Origin of the sequence: Chromobacterium sp. ATCC 53434, assembly GCF_002848345.1 — a bacterium.
GTDB lineage: Bacteria > Pseudomonadota > Gammaproteobacteria > Burkholderiales > Chromobacteriaceae > Chromobacterium.
On sequence record NZ_CP025429.1, the window covers coordinates 4,476,596 to 4,495,246 of the forward strand.

The window sequence follows — 18,651 nt, forward strand, 5'->3', positions numbered from 1 at the left end:
TTGCGTATATGTAATGACCGAACTGGATCAATTCTGGCCTGCTTGCCTCGCTCGCCTGGAGGCCGAACTGTCTTCGCAACAGTTCAACACCTGGATCAAGCCGCTGACTGCCGAAGCCGGCGACGAAGGCATTGCGCTGTTCGCGCCGAACCGCTTCATCATGCAGTTCATCAAGGATCGCTTCCTTGGCCGCATAGAAGAGCTGGCGGTGGAACTGGTGGGCGAGTGTCTGGTGGAGCTGCGTCTGGGCGCGCCGTCGACGAAGCCGCTGCAGCCGGCCGCCCCCGGCGGCCAGCCCAAGGTCCGCGAGCCGGCCAAGGCCGCCGCCAGCAACGCGCCGGCCGCGCCGTCCCCGGCCAAGCAGGCCGCGGTGAAGGCCATAGGCGGCAGCCACGAGAGCACGCGGCTGAACCCGTCCTTCACCTTCGACACGCTAGTGACCGGCAAGGGCAACCAGCTGGCGCGCGCCGCGGCGATGCAGATCGCCGAGAATCCGGGCGACCAGGCCTATAACCCGCTGTTCGTCTACGGCGGCGTGGGCCTGGGTAAGACTCACTTGATCCAGGCCATCGGCAACCACGTGTTCCAGAAGAACCCGCAGGCCAAGATCCGCTACATCCACGCCGAACGCTATGTGGCCGACATCATGCGCGCCTACCAGCACAAGGCCTTCGACGAGTTCAAGCGCTACTACCACTCGCTGGACCTGTTGCTGATTGACGACATCCAGTTCTTCGCCGGCAAGAACCGCACCCAGGAAGAGTTCTTCTACGCCTTCAACGCGCTGATCGAGGGCGGCAAGCAGGTCATCATGACCTGCGACAGCTACCCCAAGCAGATAGAAGGCATGGAAGAGCGGCTGATCTCCCGCTTCTCCTGGGGCCTGACGGTGGAAATCCAGCCGCCGGAGCTGGAAATGCGCGTGGCCATTCTGATGAAGAAGGCCGAGGCCGACAGCATCAAGCTGGAACACAACGTCGCCTTCTTCATCGCCCAGAACGTGCGCTCCAACGTGCGCGAGCTGGAAGGCGCGCTGAAGCGTGTGGTGGCCTACGCCCGCTTCACCAACCAGAACATCACACTGGAGCTGGTGAAGGAAGCGCTGAAGGACATCCTGGCCGCCGGCAACCGCCAGGTGACCGTGGACGCCATTCAGAAGACGGTGGCCGAGTACTACAAGATCAAGCTGTCCGACATGCACAGCAAGAAGCGCAGCCGCGACATCGCCCGGCCGCGCCAGGTGGCGATGGCCCTGGCCAAGGAGCTGACCCAGCTGTCCCTGCCGAATATCGGCGACGCCTTCGGCGGCCGCGACCACACCACGGTGCTGCACGCCTGCAAGACCATCACCGAGATGCGCGCCAACGACGCCGACATCGCACACGATTACGAAGCGCTGCTTTCCATGCTGCGCAATTAACACCATGATCCGACTCTTCACCATTCATTGGGAGCCCGCCACATGCTGATCCTGCAAGCCGAACGCGATGCCCTGCTCAAGCCCCTGCTGGCAGTCACCGGCATTGTCGAGCGTCGTCACACCCTGCCCATCCTGTCCAACGTCCTGATCGAGAAAAAGGGCGGACAGGTAGGCTTCCTGGCCACCGACCTGGAAATCCAGATCACCACCGCCAGCAGCGACGAGTTGCCGGGCGAGGATTTCCGCCTGACCACCTCGGCCAAGAAGCTGCAGGACATCCTGCGCGCCATCCCCGGCAACACCGCCGTGACGCTGGAACAGCTGGACGGCGGCCGCCTGGTGCTGAAGGCCGGCAAGAGCCGCTTCAACCTGCAGACGCTGCCGGCCGAAGACTTCCCGCTGCTGTCCGTGGGCAGCGCCGGCGAATCCAGCTTCACGCTGTCGCAGCGCGAGCTGAAGCGCCTGATCTCCCAGGTGCAGTACGCGATGGCGGTGCAGGACATCCGCTACTATTTGAACGGCCTGCTGATGCAGACCGACGGCAACCAGGTGCGCCTGGTGGCCACCGACGGCCACCGCCTGGCCTTCGCCAGCGCCGACGTCACCGCCACCCTGCCGAAGGCCGAGGTGATCCTGCCGCGCAAGACTATCATCGAGCTGTACAAGCTGCTGCAGGACAGCGACGACGAGATCAAGATCGAAGTGCTGGCCAACCAGGTGCGCTTCAGCTTTGGCGCCACCGTCATCATCAGCAAGGTGGTGGACGGCAAGTTCCCCGACTACAACCGCGTGATCCCGCTGGACAACGACAAGCTGTTCCTGATCGAACGTCTGGAATTCCTGCACGCGCTGCAACGCGCCGCCATCCTGGCCAACGAGAAATTCCGCGGCGTGCGCCTGGTGCTGGCGCCGGGCAAGATGTCCATCCTGTGCACCAACAGCGAACAGGAAGAGGCCGAGGAAGAGCTGGAAATCGCCTTCCAGGGCGGCACGCTGGAAATCGGCTTCAACATCAACTACCTGCTGGACGTGCTGACCAATCTGCCGGCCGACACCCTGCAACTGGCGTTTGGCGACTCCAACCGCAGCGCGCTGTTCACCATTCCGGACGTCAGCAACTTCAAGTACATCGTGATGCCGATGCGCATCTAAATGTAGAACGGAGCGGGCGGCCCAGCCGCCCACCGGGTTAAAGAGCCGCCGCCCACCGGACGGGCGGCTCTCAAGAATGACCGGCGCGGCGCGCCTCGCGGCGCAGCCGCCGCCATTTGGAAGGTTTGAGTATGAGCGAACAAGAATACGGCGCGGACAGTATCAAGGTTCTCAAAGGCCTGGATGCGGTGCGCAAGCGCCCCGGCATGTACATTGGCGACACCCAGGACGGCACCGGCTTGCACCATATGGTGTTTGAAGTGCTGGACAACGCCATTGACGAGGCGCTGGCCGGCCATGCCGACACCATCAAGGTCACCATCAATCCGGACAACTCCGTCTCCGTAGAAGACAACGGCCGCGGCATCCCCACCGACATCCACCCCGAGGAAGGGCGTTCGGCGGCGGAAGTGATCATGACCATCCTGCACGCCGGCGGCAAATTCGACAGCAATAGCTACAAGATCTCCGGTGGCCTGCACGGCGTGGGCGTATCGGTGGTCAACGCGCTGTCCGACTGGCTGAAGCTGAAGATCTGGCGCGACGGCAAGGTGCATGAAATGGAATTCCGCCGCGGCGACGCCGTGGCCCCGCTGACCGTCACCGGCCATACCAGCCACCGCGGCACCGAAGTCACCTTCTTCGCCAGCGTGGAAACCTTCGGCCATATCGAATTCCACTTCGACATCCTGGCCAAGCGCATCCGCGAGCTTTCGTTCCTGAACCAGGGCGTGGGCATCCAGCTGATAGACAAGCGCAGCGGCAAGGAAGAAAACTTCGCCTTCTCCGGCGGCGTGTCCGGCTTCGTCGAATACATGAACCGCAACAAGACCGTGCTGCACCCGAAAGTCTTTTACGGCATCGGCGAAAAGGACGGCATGAGCGTGGAAGTGGCGATGCAATGGAACGACTCCTACCAGGAAAGCGTCCAGTGCTTCACCAACAACATCCCGCAACGCGACGGCGGCGCCCACATGACCGCGCTGCGCCAGGTGATGACCCGCACGCTGAACCAGTTCATCGAAGAATCCGAAGTGGCCAAGAAGGCCAAGGTGGACACCACCGGCGACGACATGCGCGAAGGCCTGACCTGCGTGCTGTCCGTCAAGCTGCCGGACCCCAAGTTCTCCAGCCAGACCAAGGACAAGCTGGTCTCCAGCGAAATCGGCCCGGTGGTCAATGAGGTGGTCAGCGAAGCGCTGAAGACCTATCTGCTGGAAAACCCGAACGACGCCAAGATCATCTGCGGCAAGATCGTAGAAGCCGCCCGCGCCCGCGAAGCCGCGCGCAAGGCCCGCGAAATCACCCGCCGCAAAGGCGTGATGGACGGCCTGGGCCTGCCGGGCAAGCTGGCCGACTGCCAGGAAAAAGACCCGTCGCTGTGCGAACTGTACCTGGTGGAGGGCGACTCCGCCGGCGGTTCCGCCAAGCAAGGCCGCGACCGCAAGTTCCAGGCCATCCTGCCGCTGAAGGGCAAGATCCTCAACGTGGAACGCGCCCGCTTCGACAAGATGCTGCAAAGCCAGGAAGTGGCCACGCTGATCACCGCGATGGGCTGCGGCATAGGCAAGGACGAGTACAACCCGGACAAGCTGCGCTACCACCGCATCATCATCATGACCGATGCCGACGTGGACGGCGCGCACATCCGCACGCTGCTGCTGACCTTCTTCTACCGCCAGATGAGCGAGCTGGTGGAACGCGGCCACATCTACATCGCCCAGCCGCCGCTGTACAAAGCCAAGCACGGCAAGCAGGAACGCTACCTGAAGGACGACTACGAGCTCAACCAGTACCTGCTGCAACTGGCGCTGGAAAAAGCCGAGCTGATCCCGGCCGAAGGCGCGGCCCCGCTGGCCGGCGACACGCTGGACGAAATCGCCCGCCAGTTCTTGCTGACCCGCGCGGTGATCGAACGCGAAAGCCGCGTCATCGACCCGCTGGTACTGGAAGCGATGCTGAAAACCCCGGCGCTGTCGCTGGAAAGCCAGCAGCAGTCGGAACAGACCATCGCCAGCCTCAAGGCGCTGCTGCCGGCCGAAACCATCGAGCTGCAGCTGCTGCGCGACGAGAAGAACGACGGCCACCTGGTGAAAATCATCCGCAAGCTGCACGGCAACGTGCTGGTGACGGTGCTGGACCAGAACTTCCTGGACAGCGGCGACTACGCCGAGCTGAAGAAGACCGGCAGCCTGCTGGGCGGCCTGCTGCGCGAAGGCGCCCACGTGAAGCGCGGCGAAACCGTGCGCCCGGTGGCGGAATTTGGCGAGGCGCTGGACTGGCTGCTGGCCGAGGTGAAGAAGGGCATGAACATCCAGCGCTACAAAGGCCTGGGCGAGATGAACCCGGAACAGCTGTGGGAAACCACCATGGACCCGACCGTGCGCCGCCTGCTGAAGGTACGCATCGAAGACGTGATGGGCGCCGACGACGTGTTCACCACGCTGATGGGCGACGAGGTGGAGCCACGCCGTGCGTTCATTGAGGGTAACGCCTTGATTGCGCGGAATATCGACGTGTAACGTTGTAGGGTGACACTCAAAGTGAAATTTGTGTCAGGTTAGTGAAAAAATGCTGACACAGATAATGAAAAAACCCACCGGAGCAATCCGGTGGGTTTTTTACGATTGATCAAACTACCGCTTTTCGGCCGGAGCGGACTTTCGACAGAGAAGAGGGGAACGGCTGGTTTACACAGAATACCGTACAAGCTCCTGACATTGGGCGGAGATACGGCGCAGTATCAATGTCGCCATCCAGAAGAGACAGATCGAACACAGCTTGCGCCAACGCGGGGAATTCTTGCGCAGCAATGGCGTCGGTGTCGACTGAGAACTTGTAGAGGCTGGTTAGTGCCAGGGCTTGCAGAGAGCGACAGAGCGCAGTCGATAGTTCGGCTGACCAAGATTCAGACGCCAATGTGAGGGCTGAAGAGCCCCTCAGATACGGAGCACAGCTGGCCATGACCTGCAACACCGAGCGCAGAGGCTGTTTGAGCAGGAACTCAACATAGATAGCAACGTCGCCACTGGTTTTGACGCGCAATCCGCGCCGAACAATTGTCTGGACGACATCCTTAACATGGATCGGTTCGGTCCCCCAAGCAGGATGCGTAACCCGACAGTTCGCGCGAAGCATGACATTCCAGAGCGGCTGCAGTTGCATGCGCTTGTGGATCGGGAAGAGCTTGAGTAGGTACTGCTCTTCTAGGTGATCAATCATACGCAGGTACTGGGTCGACCGATCCCCTTGTATTGAACGGCGTTGAAGTTCTATGGCTGCCTCGCGCTTGCCAGCAACTGTCTGCGCGAAGTGCTGGCGCACGAGCAGCGAGTAGAGCTCAAGGTCACCTGTCACCAGAACCATTACGATAGGGGCATCCAAGTATTTCCGAATACACTCCAACAGGCTGACCGCATGCGTGGAATCCGTGTCGGCATCGTCGAATGCCAACATGAGTGCGCGTACGCCGAGGATACGGCAGGCCGTGGAAAACAGACAGTGCAGCTTCGCTCGCAGGTTCGTACTATCGCCGGCACGCTCCAGTCCCCATTCGAGGAACAGATCCGGGTCCAAATCGTTAAGAGGGTGGTAGTCCTTGGCGAACATACTCAGGCCTCCGGCGACTCCCTTGAAAGTGCGGTGCCATTCTTCTCGTAGCTGTTCGTCTTGCGATCGGCACTGCACTTTGAGAGCGTCGTCAACCCGCTTGCGAAGTTGTTGCAGTATCACAAGAAGGATAATCTCGCTGCGCTCAATGCGACTTGGATCGATCAGGTTGATGAAAGCAAGATGGCCATTCACCTGGGCGTCGTTCTCAAGGGCGACTTTTACCGAGCTAAGGAATGTCGACTTGCCCGCACCTCGTGTCCCGTCCAGGAACTGTGTCCAGCCACTACCGGGGTCATACCTTGAGGTCGCTTCTGCGTTGAGGTGTTTGATAACCTGATCTCGAAGGCGCTCGTAGTTCTCTCTGTGTACGAGTTGGTCGATCGATAGCGCTTTGGCACTGTCCCCATGCTCAAGACGAATAAGTACTTCTGAGGATTTCTCTGGGGCGGCTGTGGGTTGGATCAAGGGGTATCTCCCGGGGTTTCAATCGTGGGAGCCACTCCATACTTTCTCGACAGGCAGGTGCGGCCTGTTGGACTGTGCCGGGTTTGGTTGGGGTCCCAATCTTATGATTTTAGCATGCCAAAATGACCATGGCCTGTCCTGCTCATATGGAAAATGTGAGATAAGGCTGCCTCCGTCAAATTCACGGCAAAGAGCATACGACGGCTTTGGCCGACGATCTGCCTTCGTCCTTTTCGAACCATCAGCAGGTTGGCTAAAGCTGTCCTCTGAAAACCAGATCAAAGATGACTACTGTCGCTTGGGAAGCAGCTGGACTGTCCCGGGTACCGTAGACAAACTCCCGCCTCACGCCGAGATCCGCTCAAAGGCCTCCGAGATATTCATGCCGCCGAATTTGTTGCGCCAGAGGTAATAGCTGGCTTCCGAGAAGGCATGCTTGCGGCACAGCTCGACAATGGGCATTCCCGCGTCCGCTTCGTGCAGGAAGCCGATGATCTGTTCTTCAGTGAATCGTTTCTTCATGTCCAATCTCCGTGTGTGGTTGATTGGACTCTAAAGTCACACGCTACTCAGAGTGGCTATTAATCCGGCAGTCAAATACCGTACAGAAAGCTCATGCCGCGTAGCGGATTTTTTCATGCCGGAAGTACGACCGGATTCTGGCCGGCTGCTTCTGCAATGAGCGTAAATGGGACAGCACTTTCCCTTGAAGTTGACCGTCTGATCGAACCGGCTCACCTGCGCTCATTCTGGCCTTCAGGTCGCCGTTCAAGTATTCATCCGGGTTCAGTTCCGGTGAGTAGCTGGGCAGGAAGAACAACTCAATCGCCTTCTTGTTCTCTTCCTCCTCCAACCATGCTTGCACCAGCTTGCTGTGATGCACGCGCAAGTTGTCGAGGATCAAGAACACCTTCTTGCCGCCAGCATCACGGATCAGCCGCATCAGAAACTTGATCAGCACCCGGGCCGTCAAGGTCTCCCGGTACAGCATGAAGCGCATCTTGCCTTGGTTGGTAATGGCCGAAATCAAGTTGATGCGCGCTCTTTTCGATTGGGATAACACCAGAACTGGGGTTTGGCCTTTTGGGGCGTAGCCACGCGGAAAGTGCTCAACACTCGACACCGCCGATTCGTCGCCCCAGCTGATTTCAGCCATTTCCGCTTTGGCACGCGCGACGATAGCCGGGTATTCCTCCTTGAGCCATTTCTCGACTGCTGCCGGTCGCTGCTCATAAGCGCGTTTGAGCGGGCGCTGCGGCGTAAAGCCCCAGCGGGCCAAGTACAGACGGACAGTACGGATCGGCAGATCGATCAGAAACATCTGCTTGATTACAGCCTTGACCGCCTGAGCACTCCACAGGGCAAACCTCAGCTTCATCTGGTCTGGCGTGCGATCCACGATGTCCTGCTTGATCCGGGCTTCCTGCGCCTCGGTCAGCCGACGGCCGGTGCCTTCGGCGCGACCGCGCTTCTGTTCTTTGAATCCCTGCGCACCTAGTGCTGCCTCACGCACCACCCAGGCGGAAATGGTGGGGCGGCGCAGCCCGAGTTCTTCGGCAATACTGGCTTGAGACCGGCCTCGCTTGTACATCCGGATAGCGGTACGCCTCAGCTGCTCACGGGCGGCCAGTTCAAGCTTGCGCACATCGATTTTTTCCATGCCGGAAGTATACAATCTGTACGGATTATTACTGCCGGATTAATAGTAAAAAGCCCACCGGACCATGTGGCGGGGCAGGCTTCTCTAGCAAGACACGGCACTCATGCCAGATGGCACTGGTAGTTCACCGGATCAAGCCGGCAGTGGTCGTCTATCGCGCCGCGCAACTGAAACAATTGGGGCTCTTGCGGAAAACGTTCCACGAGCACGGAGACTCGCCGCCAGGTCAGTAGTGGACCACCATCGGCAAACGCTACCATTAGGCTTTGCGCTCATACTCCGGCCCGATGCCAAATCAACAGCAAACTCGCACGCCCCACACCTCGCTCCCCTATACCCGCAAGCCGGAGCCCAAGCTGGGCAGGGCAGGCGTGTTGGCCATCGTGCAAATACTGGAATTTCTGCTCAAACTGGCCGCATTGAACATCACCCTGCTGGGCATCTTCGCCTGGATTGCCGGGAGTTGCTACCGTTACGGTTTCTGGTCCCAAGTTGGCAATGGCGGCCCCATATCGTCCATTTCGCTACAAGAAACTGCCCTATATGGCTTCATCTCACCGTATAAAATCTGGCTATGGGCAGTTCTTGCTATTTCCGTCTTCAGTATATTTATTGCTGCTTTGGGAATTGGCATAAAAAGAAAAGAACGCCAGCCTAAAAACAGTGCCATCCGGATTTGGTTGGAAAAACGTTTCAGTTACGATAAAAGCTTCTTTATTTTATCGATGATCGTCTTTACTGTCGCTTGCTTTATTTATTCATACCTGATATTTCCCATTGGATTATGGGTTGTCGGATCTTATTCGACAGGGAAAGACAACTTCTTGAAGAGTGCGTGCCATGCCAAGTTAGAAAGCCGCTACGCCACCACAATCACCCTGGACAACGGCAAAACCATCAACGGCTGGCTACTGGACCGTTCCGACAAGTTTCTGATGCTGGCCGATGGCGGCCACGTCTACACCGTCGCCATTGGCGAAAAGGTCCGCTTGATGGACACTACCGCGCTTGCGCTGGATTGCAAGCCGCCAAGTGTTTGAGCCTAGACCAAATTCATAATTTCCTTGCAGGGCCTATCCACCGCTGATTGCTGGGTCTAAAAAATCCGGCCTCTGGCTCAGTAAATCCACCTACAAAACAGGTAAATAACGAGTTGCATTGAAATTCACCTTGTCATGCCACAATCCGTGAACCAGAATCAATTTCAGCTTCGGCTAAAGCCTGTTATTGGACAATAACCTGGGCATGGTAAACCCATATCCCCATAGTGCATCCATTGGGTAATATGGGTTTTCTTTTTCTTTTTGGTTGACATCAAGCGTTAATACTTTCCATTGAAATCGAGAAGTTTTGCGCATGAATTAGCAGAGAAGAGGATTGACATGGGCAACAATGTTTACCAGCAGCCATTTTATGTCCCGCCACGGACATCTACCCCGTTTCCGGGAACGTGCAAATCTGGCCAGATCATCCTGTATAAGGATAATAACTGGAACAGCACGACCCTCACCGTCGACACCAACAGCCCGCAGTATCCATCCGGCCATTTCTTTTCATTCTCCGGAACACCGTTGCAGGACAATGCAACCTGGATTGTCTTCAATCTGCCGGAGAACGTCGTCTGCACGCTTTGCAACAACGTGGTGCAAAACGCCAATCCCTACGATTTTTCCGGCGCCGGCGTCTGCGTGGATTTGATCGGCAATGGCCAGGTTCAAACCATCGACCTGGTGGCCTATGGCGCCAACGACTGCCTCAGCGGCGGCGTCTGGCGTGATGTGGAACCGGATCAAGGCTGGTTTCAGCTGTTCTACGACATCGGCGAGAGCGGCTCGTTTGCCACCATTTTCCTAAGCGAATGGCCCACCGCCCAGCCGGTCTCCATCGCCAAATGGTGGCTGCAGGATCAAGGCTCCTCGGTCAATTTCCCCTGCCTGACGCCGCCGCAGCAGCTGACGCTCTCCGACAACTCCGATGGCAGCGGCCAATCCGTCACCGTTGGCGCAAGCAACGCCTTTGGCACCTACGGCACGCCGGCCGTGATGGACCTGACCGGCAGCGGCATGAACGACAAGGTGAGTTCCTTCACCTACAGCCTGCTTTCGCCGGTCAGAACGGTTGTTTCGTCGGTCACCGTCAATGTGGACTCCACCATTTTGCCCGGCCAGACCTTTACCGAAACCATCAAGGGCACCAACGCCTCGTCGGAAGTGCTCACCGTGACCGATACCGTGGCCGTGGGCAAGACGGTGGAGATCTCCAATACCGCGACGCAGCAATACGAGACGATGGCGTCCATCTCCGCCACCGTCACGGCGACGGAGGGCGTTCCGGATGTGGACTCCATCCAGGCCAGCCTGACCACGTCGTTCTCCGTGACGTCCACGACATCGTCGTCCCAGACAACGACCAATACCAGCACCATCAGCCTGGAGCAGCAGATCACCTTCAACGTCCCACCGCAGTCCAGCTATTCCGGCGTGGCCACCATCTCCATCGGCCAGGTGCCACCCACAACCGTGACGCAGAACGGGCAGTACTACTACAGCCAGAACCTGCCCGGCTCGGTCAAGCAAGCCGACGGCACCTATCTGCTGACTTCGCCGATCACCGTCAACATCAGCGGCGAAGTGGGCTCGTCGGTTCAGTTCACCGTCACCTCCACCCCTCTGACTACCGCGTCTCTTAGCTCCAAATAGGCCAGCCGCCTCGCGGCCTGCCCAGGCCATGCCTGGGTGGGCCGCTACTGGCGACGCGGCTGCCTGCGCTCCAGCACATTCCTGACGCTGGCCAACGGCCGCCATGTTCACACCGTCGCCATCGGCGACAAGATACTGCCGATGGACACCGCCACACTCGCGCTGGATTGTGGAAAACCAACCGTATTCTGTTGCAACACGGGTCATGCAACACGAGCCTAAGCGCGCTCAACCCTGAAGAAGCGGCGCTCTAAAGCCAGCCCGCCAAGCGGCTGGAAAGCCGTAGCGGGCTTAGTCGCCGCGGCTTGCCGTATCGCGCGCCTTGCCCGCCTATCCACCCCGTTTCGCCCGCCCTTTTTCCGCACGATCCCCGCACTTTGCCGCCAGATAACGGCCCGATCTCGCCCTGTTGCCATCTTGCCAACGACTTATGCCAAAAATCATACGTTCGCTTTAATTCCTGATTACATACTGATACTATGCACTTAGGATAGTTCTATGAAGTAGATTATTTCATGTTCATATAAGAACTATTCATATGCCACCCGACATCAGATCCGGGGGCAGGGCCTTTTCGCAGCCGCCGCATAGAACGGCGGCGCGGCAAGCGCGAAACGTTTGAATCAACACAAGACGGGGCTATACACGATGCATCAACACACCAATATCAAAAAGGCCATCCAGCTGAGCAACAGCTTCTGGGATGTGACCACCGCGGCCGGCATGGCCAATATCGTCACCCGCAATCTGGGCGACGGTCGTCACGAGGCGGTGGCCAATGGCCGACACTTCACCAATATGTCGTCCTACTCCTACCTGGGGCTGGACTCTCACCCGGCCATCCTGCGCGCCGCGGCGGACGCGGTGCTGAATACCGGCTCGCTGAACACCTCCATCTCGCGCATCCGTGTGCAGTTCGACATCCTTCAGCAGGCGGAAGAAGCGCTGGCCGGCCTGGTGGACGCGGAGACGCTGACGGTGCCGTCCTGCGCCGCCTCGGCCGCCGCCACGCTGCCCTTGCTGGCTTCCGGCGCGCTGACCGGCGACGTGGCGCCGCTGATGGTGTTCGACAAGAACGCCCACTTTTGCCTGAACATGATGAAGCCGATCTGCGCCGACGAGACGGAGATCCAGACCATACGCCACAACGATCTGAACGCGCTGGAGGACTTGTGCAAGACGCATCAGCGCGTCGCCTACGTCGCCGACGGCGTGTACAGCACCGGCGGCATGGCGCCGGTGAAGGAGTTGCTGGCCCTGCAGGACAAGTACGGCCTGTTCCTGTTCTTCGACGAGGCGCACGGCCTGTCCACGCTGGGCCATCAGGGCCGCGGCCTGGTGCTGGAGGAGATGGGCGCGATCAACGACCGCACGCTGATCGTCACCTCGCTGAACAAGGGTTTCGGCGCGTCCGGCGGCGCCATCTTCCTGGGTCCGCGCGGCGACGCCGAGCGCCGCAAGCTGGCCACCCGCTTCGGCGGCCCGGTCACCTGGTCGCAGCGCATCAACACCGCCGGCCTGGGCGCCATCATCGAGTCGGTGGCCGTGCACAAGTCGGCCGAGCTGCCGGTGCTGCAGCAGAAGCTGCAGGACAATATCCGCCTGTTCGACCAGCATGTGGAATCGGAAAACAGCGGCGAGCCGCTGCCTATCCGCTTCGTCTCCATCGGCTCGGAAGAGCGCACCATCCTGTACGCCAAGAGCCTGCTGGAAGACGGCTATTACACCTCGCCCATCTTCTTCCCGGTGATCGCCAAGGGCCGCGCCGGCCTGCGCATCATGATCCGCGCCAATATGACGGCGGCGGAGATCGAGCGCTTCGGCGCCTGCCTGAAGCAGCTGCGAGCCAACCATGAGTAAGGCGTCGGCGCAGACCGCCGCCGCCCCGCTGGAGGCGGCGCGCCCGGCCGCGCGGCTGATGGTGCTGTCCTGCCTGATCGTGTTCATGGCGCAGATGGCCACCACCGTCTACCTGCCGTCGCTGCCGGCGGTGATGCGCGAGCTGGCGATGAGCCAGAGCCTGGTGGAGATGTCGATCTCCGGCTTCGTCGTCGGCGCCGCGCTGCCGGTGCTGTTCTGGGGATCGGCCGCCGACCGCTGGGGCCGCCGCGGCCCGCTGCTGGTTTCGCTGGCGCTGTTCGTGCTGTGCAGCGCGCTGCTGGCCGCCGTCGGCAGCGCCGTCGAGCTGCTGGCGCTGCGGGTGCTGCAGGGCATCGCCGCCGGCGGCGCGGCCATCATCGCCCGCATCATCGTCCGCGACAACTGGAGCGGCGACGAGCTGGCGCGCCGGCTGTCGGTGCTGTCCATCGCCTTCATCACGGCGCTGGGCGGCGGCCAGTTCATCGGCGGGCTGATAGGCGAGTACAGCCACTGGCAGGCCGGCTTCGTGCTGATGGCCGTCACCGGCTGCCTGGCCGCGCTGCTGAGCCTGAGCGTGCCGCTGCAGGGCGGCCGGCCGGCGGCCGCGCGCCACGGCGGCAGTCCCTACTGGCAGATCCTGCGCCGGCCCGGCTTTGTGCTGCCAGCCTGCGCCGGCGGCCTGGGCTTCGCCACCACGGTCACGCTGCAGGAAGTCAGCCCCTTCGTGTTCCAGGAGCATTTCGGCCTGGCGGTGGCCAGCTTCGGCAATGTCGGCCTGCTGATCGGCCTGGCCTATTTCAGCGGCGCGATGGTGGTCAACCGCGCGGTGGCCAAGCTGGGCGGCAGGAAGCTGATGCGCGCCGGCGCGCTGCTGATGGCCACGGCCACCGTCGCCATGCTGCTGTGCTGGCATCTGGGCGTGCTGGAGGCCCGGCCCGGCCTGCTGCTGTTCATCGGCCTGTATTGCCTGACCATTTTCGGCCAGGCGGTGCTGTTCCCCAACAGCATGGCCACGGCGGTCAGCGACGCCAAGGACCACGGCGCCCACGCGATGGCGCTGTGCGGCTTCCTGCAGCAAGGCCTGGCCGGCATCGCCGCCACCGCCTCGGTGCTGTTGCATCACAACGGCGCCTGGACGCTGGCGGTGGCCGCGCTCGGCCTGATCACTCTTCTGCAAGTTCTGTTCCAGGCGCGCCTCAAGGCGGCCTGACGCAAGGAATCGGATATGTCTCGAATCGAATCGCGCCTCCCGGCCAGCGGCGAGGCCTATGAGCGCAATCTGGCGGCTTACGGCCAGCTGCGCGGCCAGATCGCCGCCGCCCGCGACGCCGCCTTGCAGGGCGGCGGCGCCGAGGCCCGCGCCAAGCAGGCGGCCAAGGGCAAGTTGTCGCCGCGCGAGCGGCTGTCGCTGTTGCTGGACCCGGGCACGCCCTTTCTGGAAATCGGCCAGCTGGCCGGCCACGAGGTCTACGACCACGCGGTGCCCTGCGCCGGCATCGTCACCGGCATAGGCATCGTCTCCGGCCACGCGGTGGCGGTGTTCGCCAACGACGCCTCGGTCAAGGGCGGCACCTACTATCCGCTGACGCTGCGCAAGCATCTGCGCACCCAGGACATCGCCCGCGAGCTGGGCCTGCCCTGCCTGTACCTGGTGGATTCCGGAGGCGTCTACCTGCCGCTGCAGGAGGAAATCTTCCCGGACGAGCACCATTTCGGCCGCATCTTCCGCAATATCGCCGAGATGTCGGCGCTGGGCCTGCCGCAAATCTCGGCCGTGCTCGGCTCTTGCACCGCCGGCGGCGCCTACATCCCGGCGATGAGCGACGAAACCATCATCGTGCGCGGCAACGGCTCCATCTTTCTCGGCGGCCCGCAGCTGGTGCGCGCGGCCACCGGCGTCATCGTCGACGCCGAGACGCTGGGCGGCGCCGACGTCCACACCCGCGACAGCGGCGTGGCCGACCATTACGCGGTCAGCGACGAGCACGCCCTCCAGCTGCTGCGCGACATCGTCGCCCGCCGCGGCGTGGGCAAGCAGTACGCGCCGCCGCAGGCGCCGCTGCCGCCGCGCCACGATCCGGCCGAGCTGCCCGGCATCATCAGCGCCAATCCGCGCGAGCACATCCCGGCGCGCGAAATCCTGGCCCGGCTGCTGGACGATTCGGCCTTCGCCGAATACCGCGCCCGCTTCGGCACCAGCATTCTGTGCGGCACCGGCCATATCGGCGGCTACCCGGTGGGCGTGCTGATCAATGACGGCGTGCTGTTCTCGGAAAGCGCGCAAAAAGCGGCCAACTTCATCGAAATCTGCTCCCAACGCGGTATTCCGCTGCTGTTCCTGCACAATATCAACGGCTTCATGGTGGGAGCGGAATACGAGGCCGGCGGCATCGCCAAGCACGGCGCCAAGATGGTCAACGCCGCCTCCTGCGCCCGCGTGCCCAAGTTCAGCATCCTGATAGGCGGCAGCTACGGCGCCGGCAATCTGGCGATGTGCGGCCGCTCCATCGGCCCGCAGCTGATGGCGATGTGGCCCAACGCCAAGACCACGGTGGTCGGCGGCGAGCAGGCCGCCACCGTGCTGGCGCTGATCCGCGCCGAGCAGTTGGAAAAGCAGGGCAAGAGCTGGACGGCGGAAGAGGAGGAGGCCTTCAAGCGGCCGATACGCGAGGCCTACGAACGGCAGGGCCAGGCGCTGTACGTCGCCTCCCGCCTGTGGGTGGACGCCATCGTCGACCCCGCCCAAACCCGGGAGTGGCTGGCGCTCAGCCTGGCGCTGGCCGCCGCCGCCCCCGCCCGGGAAACCCGCTTTGGCGTCTTCAGGATGTAGACCATGTTCAAACGAATTTTGATCGCCAACCGCGGCGAGATCGCCCGCCGCATCGCCCGCAGCTGCCAACGGCTGGGCATAGAATTTGTCGCCGTCCACTCCAGCGCCGACGCCGGGGCGGACCATCTGCAGGGCGCCGTCGCGCGCGAATGGATAGGCGAGGCCCCGGCCAGCGCCAGCTATCTGAACGGCCAGGCCATCATAGACGCCGCGCTGCGCAGCGACAGCGAGGCCATCCATCCCGGCTACGGCTTCCTGTCGGAAAACGCCGGCTTCGCCCGCGCGGTGGCCGAGGCCGGCCTGGTCTTCATCGGCCCGGACGCGGACACCATCGTCCAAATGGGCGACAAGGCGCGCGCGCGCCAATTGATGGAGGCCGCCGGCGTGCCGGTGCTGCCCGGCTCGCCGGAAGCCACCGAATCCTACGGCCTGATCCTGGAGACCTGCGCCGAGATCGGCTACCCTGTGATCCTGAAGCCGTCCGCCGGCGGCGGCGGCAAGGGCATGCAGGTGGTGTGGGCCGAGGCGGAGCTGCGCGAGGCGGTGGACGCCGCCGTGCGCATCGGCCGCTCCAGCTTCGGCGACGGCCGGCTGCTGGTGGAGCGCTACGTCTCGCAGCCGCGCCACCTGGAGGTGCAGGTCTTCGGCGACGGCCGCGGCGCGGCGGTGCACCTGTTCGAGCGGGAATGCTCGCTGCAGCGCCGCCACCAGAAGATCGCGGAGGAAGCACCCGCCTTCGGCCTGCCGGCCGACACCCGCGAGGCGCTGCTGGCGGCCGCGGTGCGCGGCGCCCAGGTGATAGGCTACCGCAACGCCGGCACCTTCGAGTTCATCCTGGCGCCGGACGGCGGCTTCTACTTCCTGGAGGTGAACACCCGCTTGCAGGTGGAACACCCGGTCACAGAGGCCATCACCGGCCTGGACCTGGTGGAATGGCAGCTGCGCGTCGCCGCCGGCGAGGGCCTGCCGCTGGCCCAGGCCGACATCCGCGCCGACGGCCACGCCATCGAGTGCCGCGTCTACGCCGAGGACCCGCTGCGCGAATTCGCGCCGATGCCCGGCGCCGCGCTGCACGCGCGCTGGCCGGCGCAGCTGCGCGTGGACTCGGCCTTCGACCATGGCGGCGCGGTGCCGGCCTTCTACGACCCGATGCTGGCCAAGCTGATCGCCCACGGCTCCGGCCGCGCGGCGGCGCTGGCGCAGTTGCAGACCGGCCTGCGCGACACCGAGCTTCTGGGCCTGACCAGCAATCTGGGCTTCCTGCAGCGGCTGCTGCGCGAGCCGCGGGTGCAGGCCGGCCAGCTGCACACCCATCTGGTGGACGAGCTGGCGGCGGCGCCGGAGGCCAACCGCCTCACCGCCGCCGTGGCCTGCGCCGCCACCATCCGCCAGGCCCGCGCCTGCGCCGAATCGGCCTCGCCCTGGCAGGGCGGCGTCGGCGCCTACGACCGCGCCGCGCTGGATCCGGAGGCGCCGCTGGGCCGGGTGGCCTACCGCGGCGGCGCCGAGCGCTGGCAGGCCTGGCTGCTGGACCGCGACGGCGAGCAGACCCTGGTGCAGGTGGATGGACGGCGCCACGCCGTCAGCCTGGCCGGCGCCGGCGATCACTGGCACGGCGAGGTGGACGGCTGGCGCTGGTACGCGCTGCTGCACGGCGACGATGTCGAGCTGAGCGTCGGCGGCCAGCGCGTCGCGCTGCGCGCCGAGCAGGCGGAACAGGCCGAGCAGGAAGCCGGCGGCGGCCTGCAGGTGCGCACGCCTATGCCCGGCACCGTGGTGGCCCTGCCGCTGGCGGCCGGCACTAGGGTGGAGGCCCAGCAGGTGGTGGCCATCGTCGAGGCGATGAAGATGGAAAACCGCCTGTACGCGCCCTGCGCCGGCATCGTGGCCGAGCTGCACTGCCAGGTCGGCGACATCGTCAACGCCGACGCGCTGCTGGTCAGCCTCAGTCCGGCAGAAGCCGAGTAGGCCGCCGGATCCGGCAAAGCGAAAGCCCGTTCCGCCGTGAGGCGGCACGGGCTTTATTCCATGCGCGGCCTACAGAAATCGCCAGCCATAACCGTCGCCGTCGCGGCTGACCACGCCGGCCGACGAGGCGCCGAAATGGGCGGTGAACACAGTGGCGCTGCGCTCGCAAGCGTAGTCCAGCAACCAGCGGCGCGACGCGCGCGCGCCGTCTTGTTCGCGGCAGAAGGCCGAATTCCACTCCGGGTGGTAGACCTGCGCCGGCGAATGCATCGCGTCGCCGGTGAAGATGGCGGTCTCGCCGGCCGAATGCAGCGAGATCGACATGTGGCCGGCGCAGTGTCCCGGCGTCGGGTGAAAATGAAAGGCCCCAGCGTAATCGGCGCCGGCCGCGTCCACGCCGACCGCCTGGCCGCTGGCCAGCACCGGCGCCACGCTGTCGTCGAACACCATGCGACGCTTGTCGGCCTCCGGCGTGGCGAAGAAGTCCAGCTCGCCCTGCGGCATCGCATAGACGGCGCGCGGAAAGGTCGGCACCCAGCGGCCGTCGACCAGACGGGTGTTCCAGCCGACGTGATCGGCGTGCAGATGGGTCAGCAGCACGTGGTCCACGTCCTCCGGCCGGATGCCCAGCGCGGCCAGGCGCGCCAGGAACGGCGTGCGCAGCCGGTGGAACATCGCGCTGAACGGCCGCTCCTTGTCGTTGCCCAGGCCGGTGTCTATCAGATAAACCTTGCCGTCCAGCTCCACCACCCAGGTGTGCACGCTGAGGATGATGTGCTCGCCGCCGTCGTCCAGCAGCGCGCGCAGCTGCGGCTGCTCGGCCAGCACCGCGTCGCTCCAGTCGGCGTAAAGATAGGCCGGCGTGATGCCGGTGAGCAGGGTGTCCGTCACGCGCGTCACGCGCGCATTGCCGATGCGGTAGGTTTGGGTGTTCATCATCATTCTCTGGTCGGTTGGCGGCGTGGCGACGCCGGGCATGGGTCCA

At 62.9% G+C, this 18,651-nt stretch carries 12 protein-coding genes and 1 pseudogene; 9 read left to right on the forward strand and 4 right to left on the reverse strand.

The window, feature by feature from the left end; all coding sequences use genetic code 11:
- Nucleotides 1-13: 13 nt before the first annotated feature.
- The 3 genes from dnaA (at nt 14) to gyrB (ending at nt 5,094) form a co-directional block, all read left to right on the forward strand.
- Nucleotides 14-1,420 (forward strand): chromosomal replication initiator protein DnaA, encoded by a 1,407-nt coding sequence (gene dnaA / locus CXB49_RS19960; RefSeq protein ID WP_101709987.1) that lies wholly within the window; start codon nt 14-16, stop codon nt 1,418-1,420.
- Between the two features lie 42 nt (nt 1,421-1,462).
- Nucleotides 1,463-2,572 carry a DNA polymerase III subunit beta gene (dnaN, locus tag CXB49_RS19965; RefSeq protein ID WP_101709988.1) on the forward strand — a complete coding sequence of 370 codons (1,110 nt, stop codon included), beginning with the start codon at nt 1,463-1,465 and terminating at the stop codon, nt 2,570-2,572.
- A gap of 131 nt (nt 2,573-2,703) precedes the next feature.
- Nucleotides 2,704-5,094, forward strand: a complete 2,391-nt coding sequence (gene gyrB / locus CXB49_RS19970) for a DNA topoisomerase (ATP-hydrolyzing) subunit B (RefSeq protein WP_101709989.1) — start codon at nt 2,704-2,706, stop codon at nt 5,092-5,094.
- Between the two features lie 109 nt (nt 5,095-5,203).
- Here gyrB and CXB49_RS19975 read toward each other — a convergent pair whose 3' ends face one another.
- The 3 genes and pseudogenes from CXB49_RS19975 to CXB49_RS19985 form a co-directional block, all read right to left on the reverse strand.
- Entirely contained in the window at nt 5,204-6,649 is a 1,446-nt protein-coding gene (locus tag CXB49_RS19975) for a hypothetical protein (RefSeq protein ID WP_101709990.1), read from the reverse strand.
- 366 nt (nt 6,650-7,015) lie between these two features.
- A pseudogene (locus CXB49_RS19980) lies at nt 7,016-7,171 on the reverse strand (transposase); the annotation flags it as partial.
- A 91-nt stretch (nt 7,172-7,262) separates the two neighbouring features.
- Complete coding sequence (locus tag CXB49_RS19985; RefSeq protein ID WP_101706528.1) at nt 7,263-8,309, reverse strand: IS630 family transposase; 1,047 nt, start codon at nt 8,307-8,309, stop codon at nt 7,263-7,265.
- 287 nt (nt 8,310-8,596) lie between these two features.
- Here CXB49_RS19985 and CXB49_RS19990 point away from each other — a divergent pair, with 287 nt between their 5' ends.
- From CXB49_RS19990 to CXB49_RS20015, 6 genes are all read left to right on the forward strand, one after another.
- Nucleotides 8,597-9,349, forward strand: a complete 753-nt coding sequence (locus tag CXB49_RS19990; RefSeq protein ID WP_101709991.1) for a hypothetical protein — start codon at nt 8,597-8,599, stop codon at nt 9,347-9,349.
- Between the two features lie 342 nt (nt 9,350-9,691).
- Nucleotides 9,692-11,008 carry a hypothetical protein gene (locus CXB49_RS19995; RefSeq protein WP_158300962.1) on the forward strand — a complete coding sequence of 439 codons (1,317 nt, stop codon included), beginning with the start codon at nt 9,692-9,694 and terminating at the stop codon, nt 11,006-11,008.
- A gap of 648 nt (nt 11,009-11,656) precedes the next feature.
- Nucleotides 11,657-12,868, forward strand: coding sequence for an aminotransferase class I/II-fold pyridoxal phosphate-dependent enzyme (locus tag CXB49_RS20000; RefSeq protein WP_101709993.1), 1,212 nt, complete (start codon nt 11,657-11,659; stop codon nt 12,866-12,868).
- Nucleotides 12,861-14,078: an MFS transporter gene (locus tag CXB49_RS20005; protein WP_199406724.1), complete on the forward strand. Its 1,218-nt coding sequence runs from the start codon at nt 12,861-12,863 to the stop codon at nt 14,076-14,078. Before CXB49_RS20000 ends, CXB49_RS20005 begins: the two co-directional genes overlap by 8 nt.
- Nucleotides 14,079-14,093: 15 nt before the next feature.
- Nucleotides 14,094-15,698 (forward strand): carboxyl transferase domain-containing protein, encoded by a 1,605-nt coding sequence (locus CXB49_RS20010; RefSeq protein ID WP_101709994.1) that lies wholly within the window; start codon nt 14,094-14,096, stop codon nt 15,696-15,698.
- 3 nt (nt 15,699-15,701) lie between these two features.
- The gene (locus CXB49_RS20015; protein WP_101709995.1) at nt 15,702-17,666 is read left to right on the forward strand and encodes a biotin carboxylase N-terminal domain-containing protein; all 1,965 of its coding nucleotides are present in this window, start codon (nt 15,702-15,704) and stop codon (nt 17,664-17,666) included.
- A gap of 69 nt (nt 17,667-17,735) precedes the next feature.
- On the opposite strand, the gene CXB49_RS20020 is transcribed toward CXB49_RS20015, so the two are convergent.
- The gene (locus tag CXB49_RS20020; RefSeq protein ID WP_199406725.1) at nt 17,736-18,602 is read right to left on the reverse strand and encodes an MBL fold metallo-hydrolase; all 867 of its coding nucleotides are present in this window, start codon (nt 18,600-18,602) and stop codon (nt 17,736-17,738) included.
- Nucleotides 18,603-18,651 lie beyond the last annotated feature (49 nt).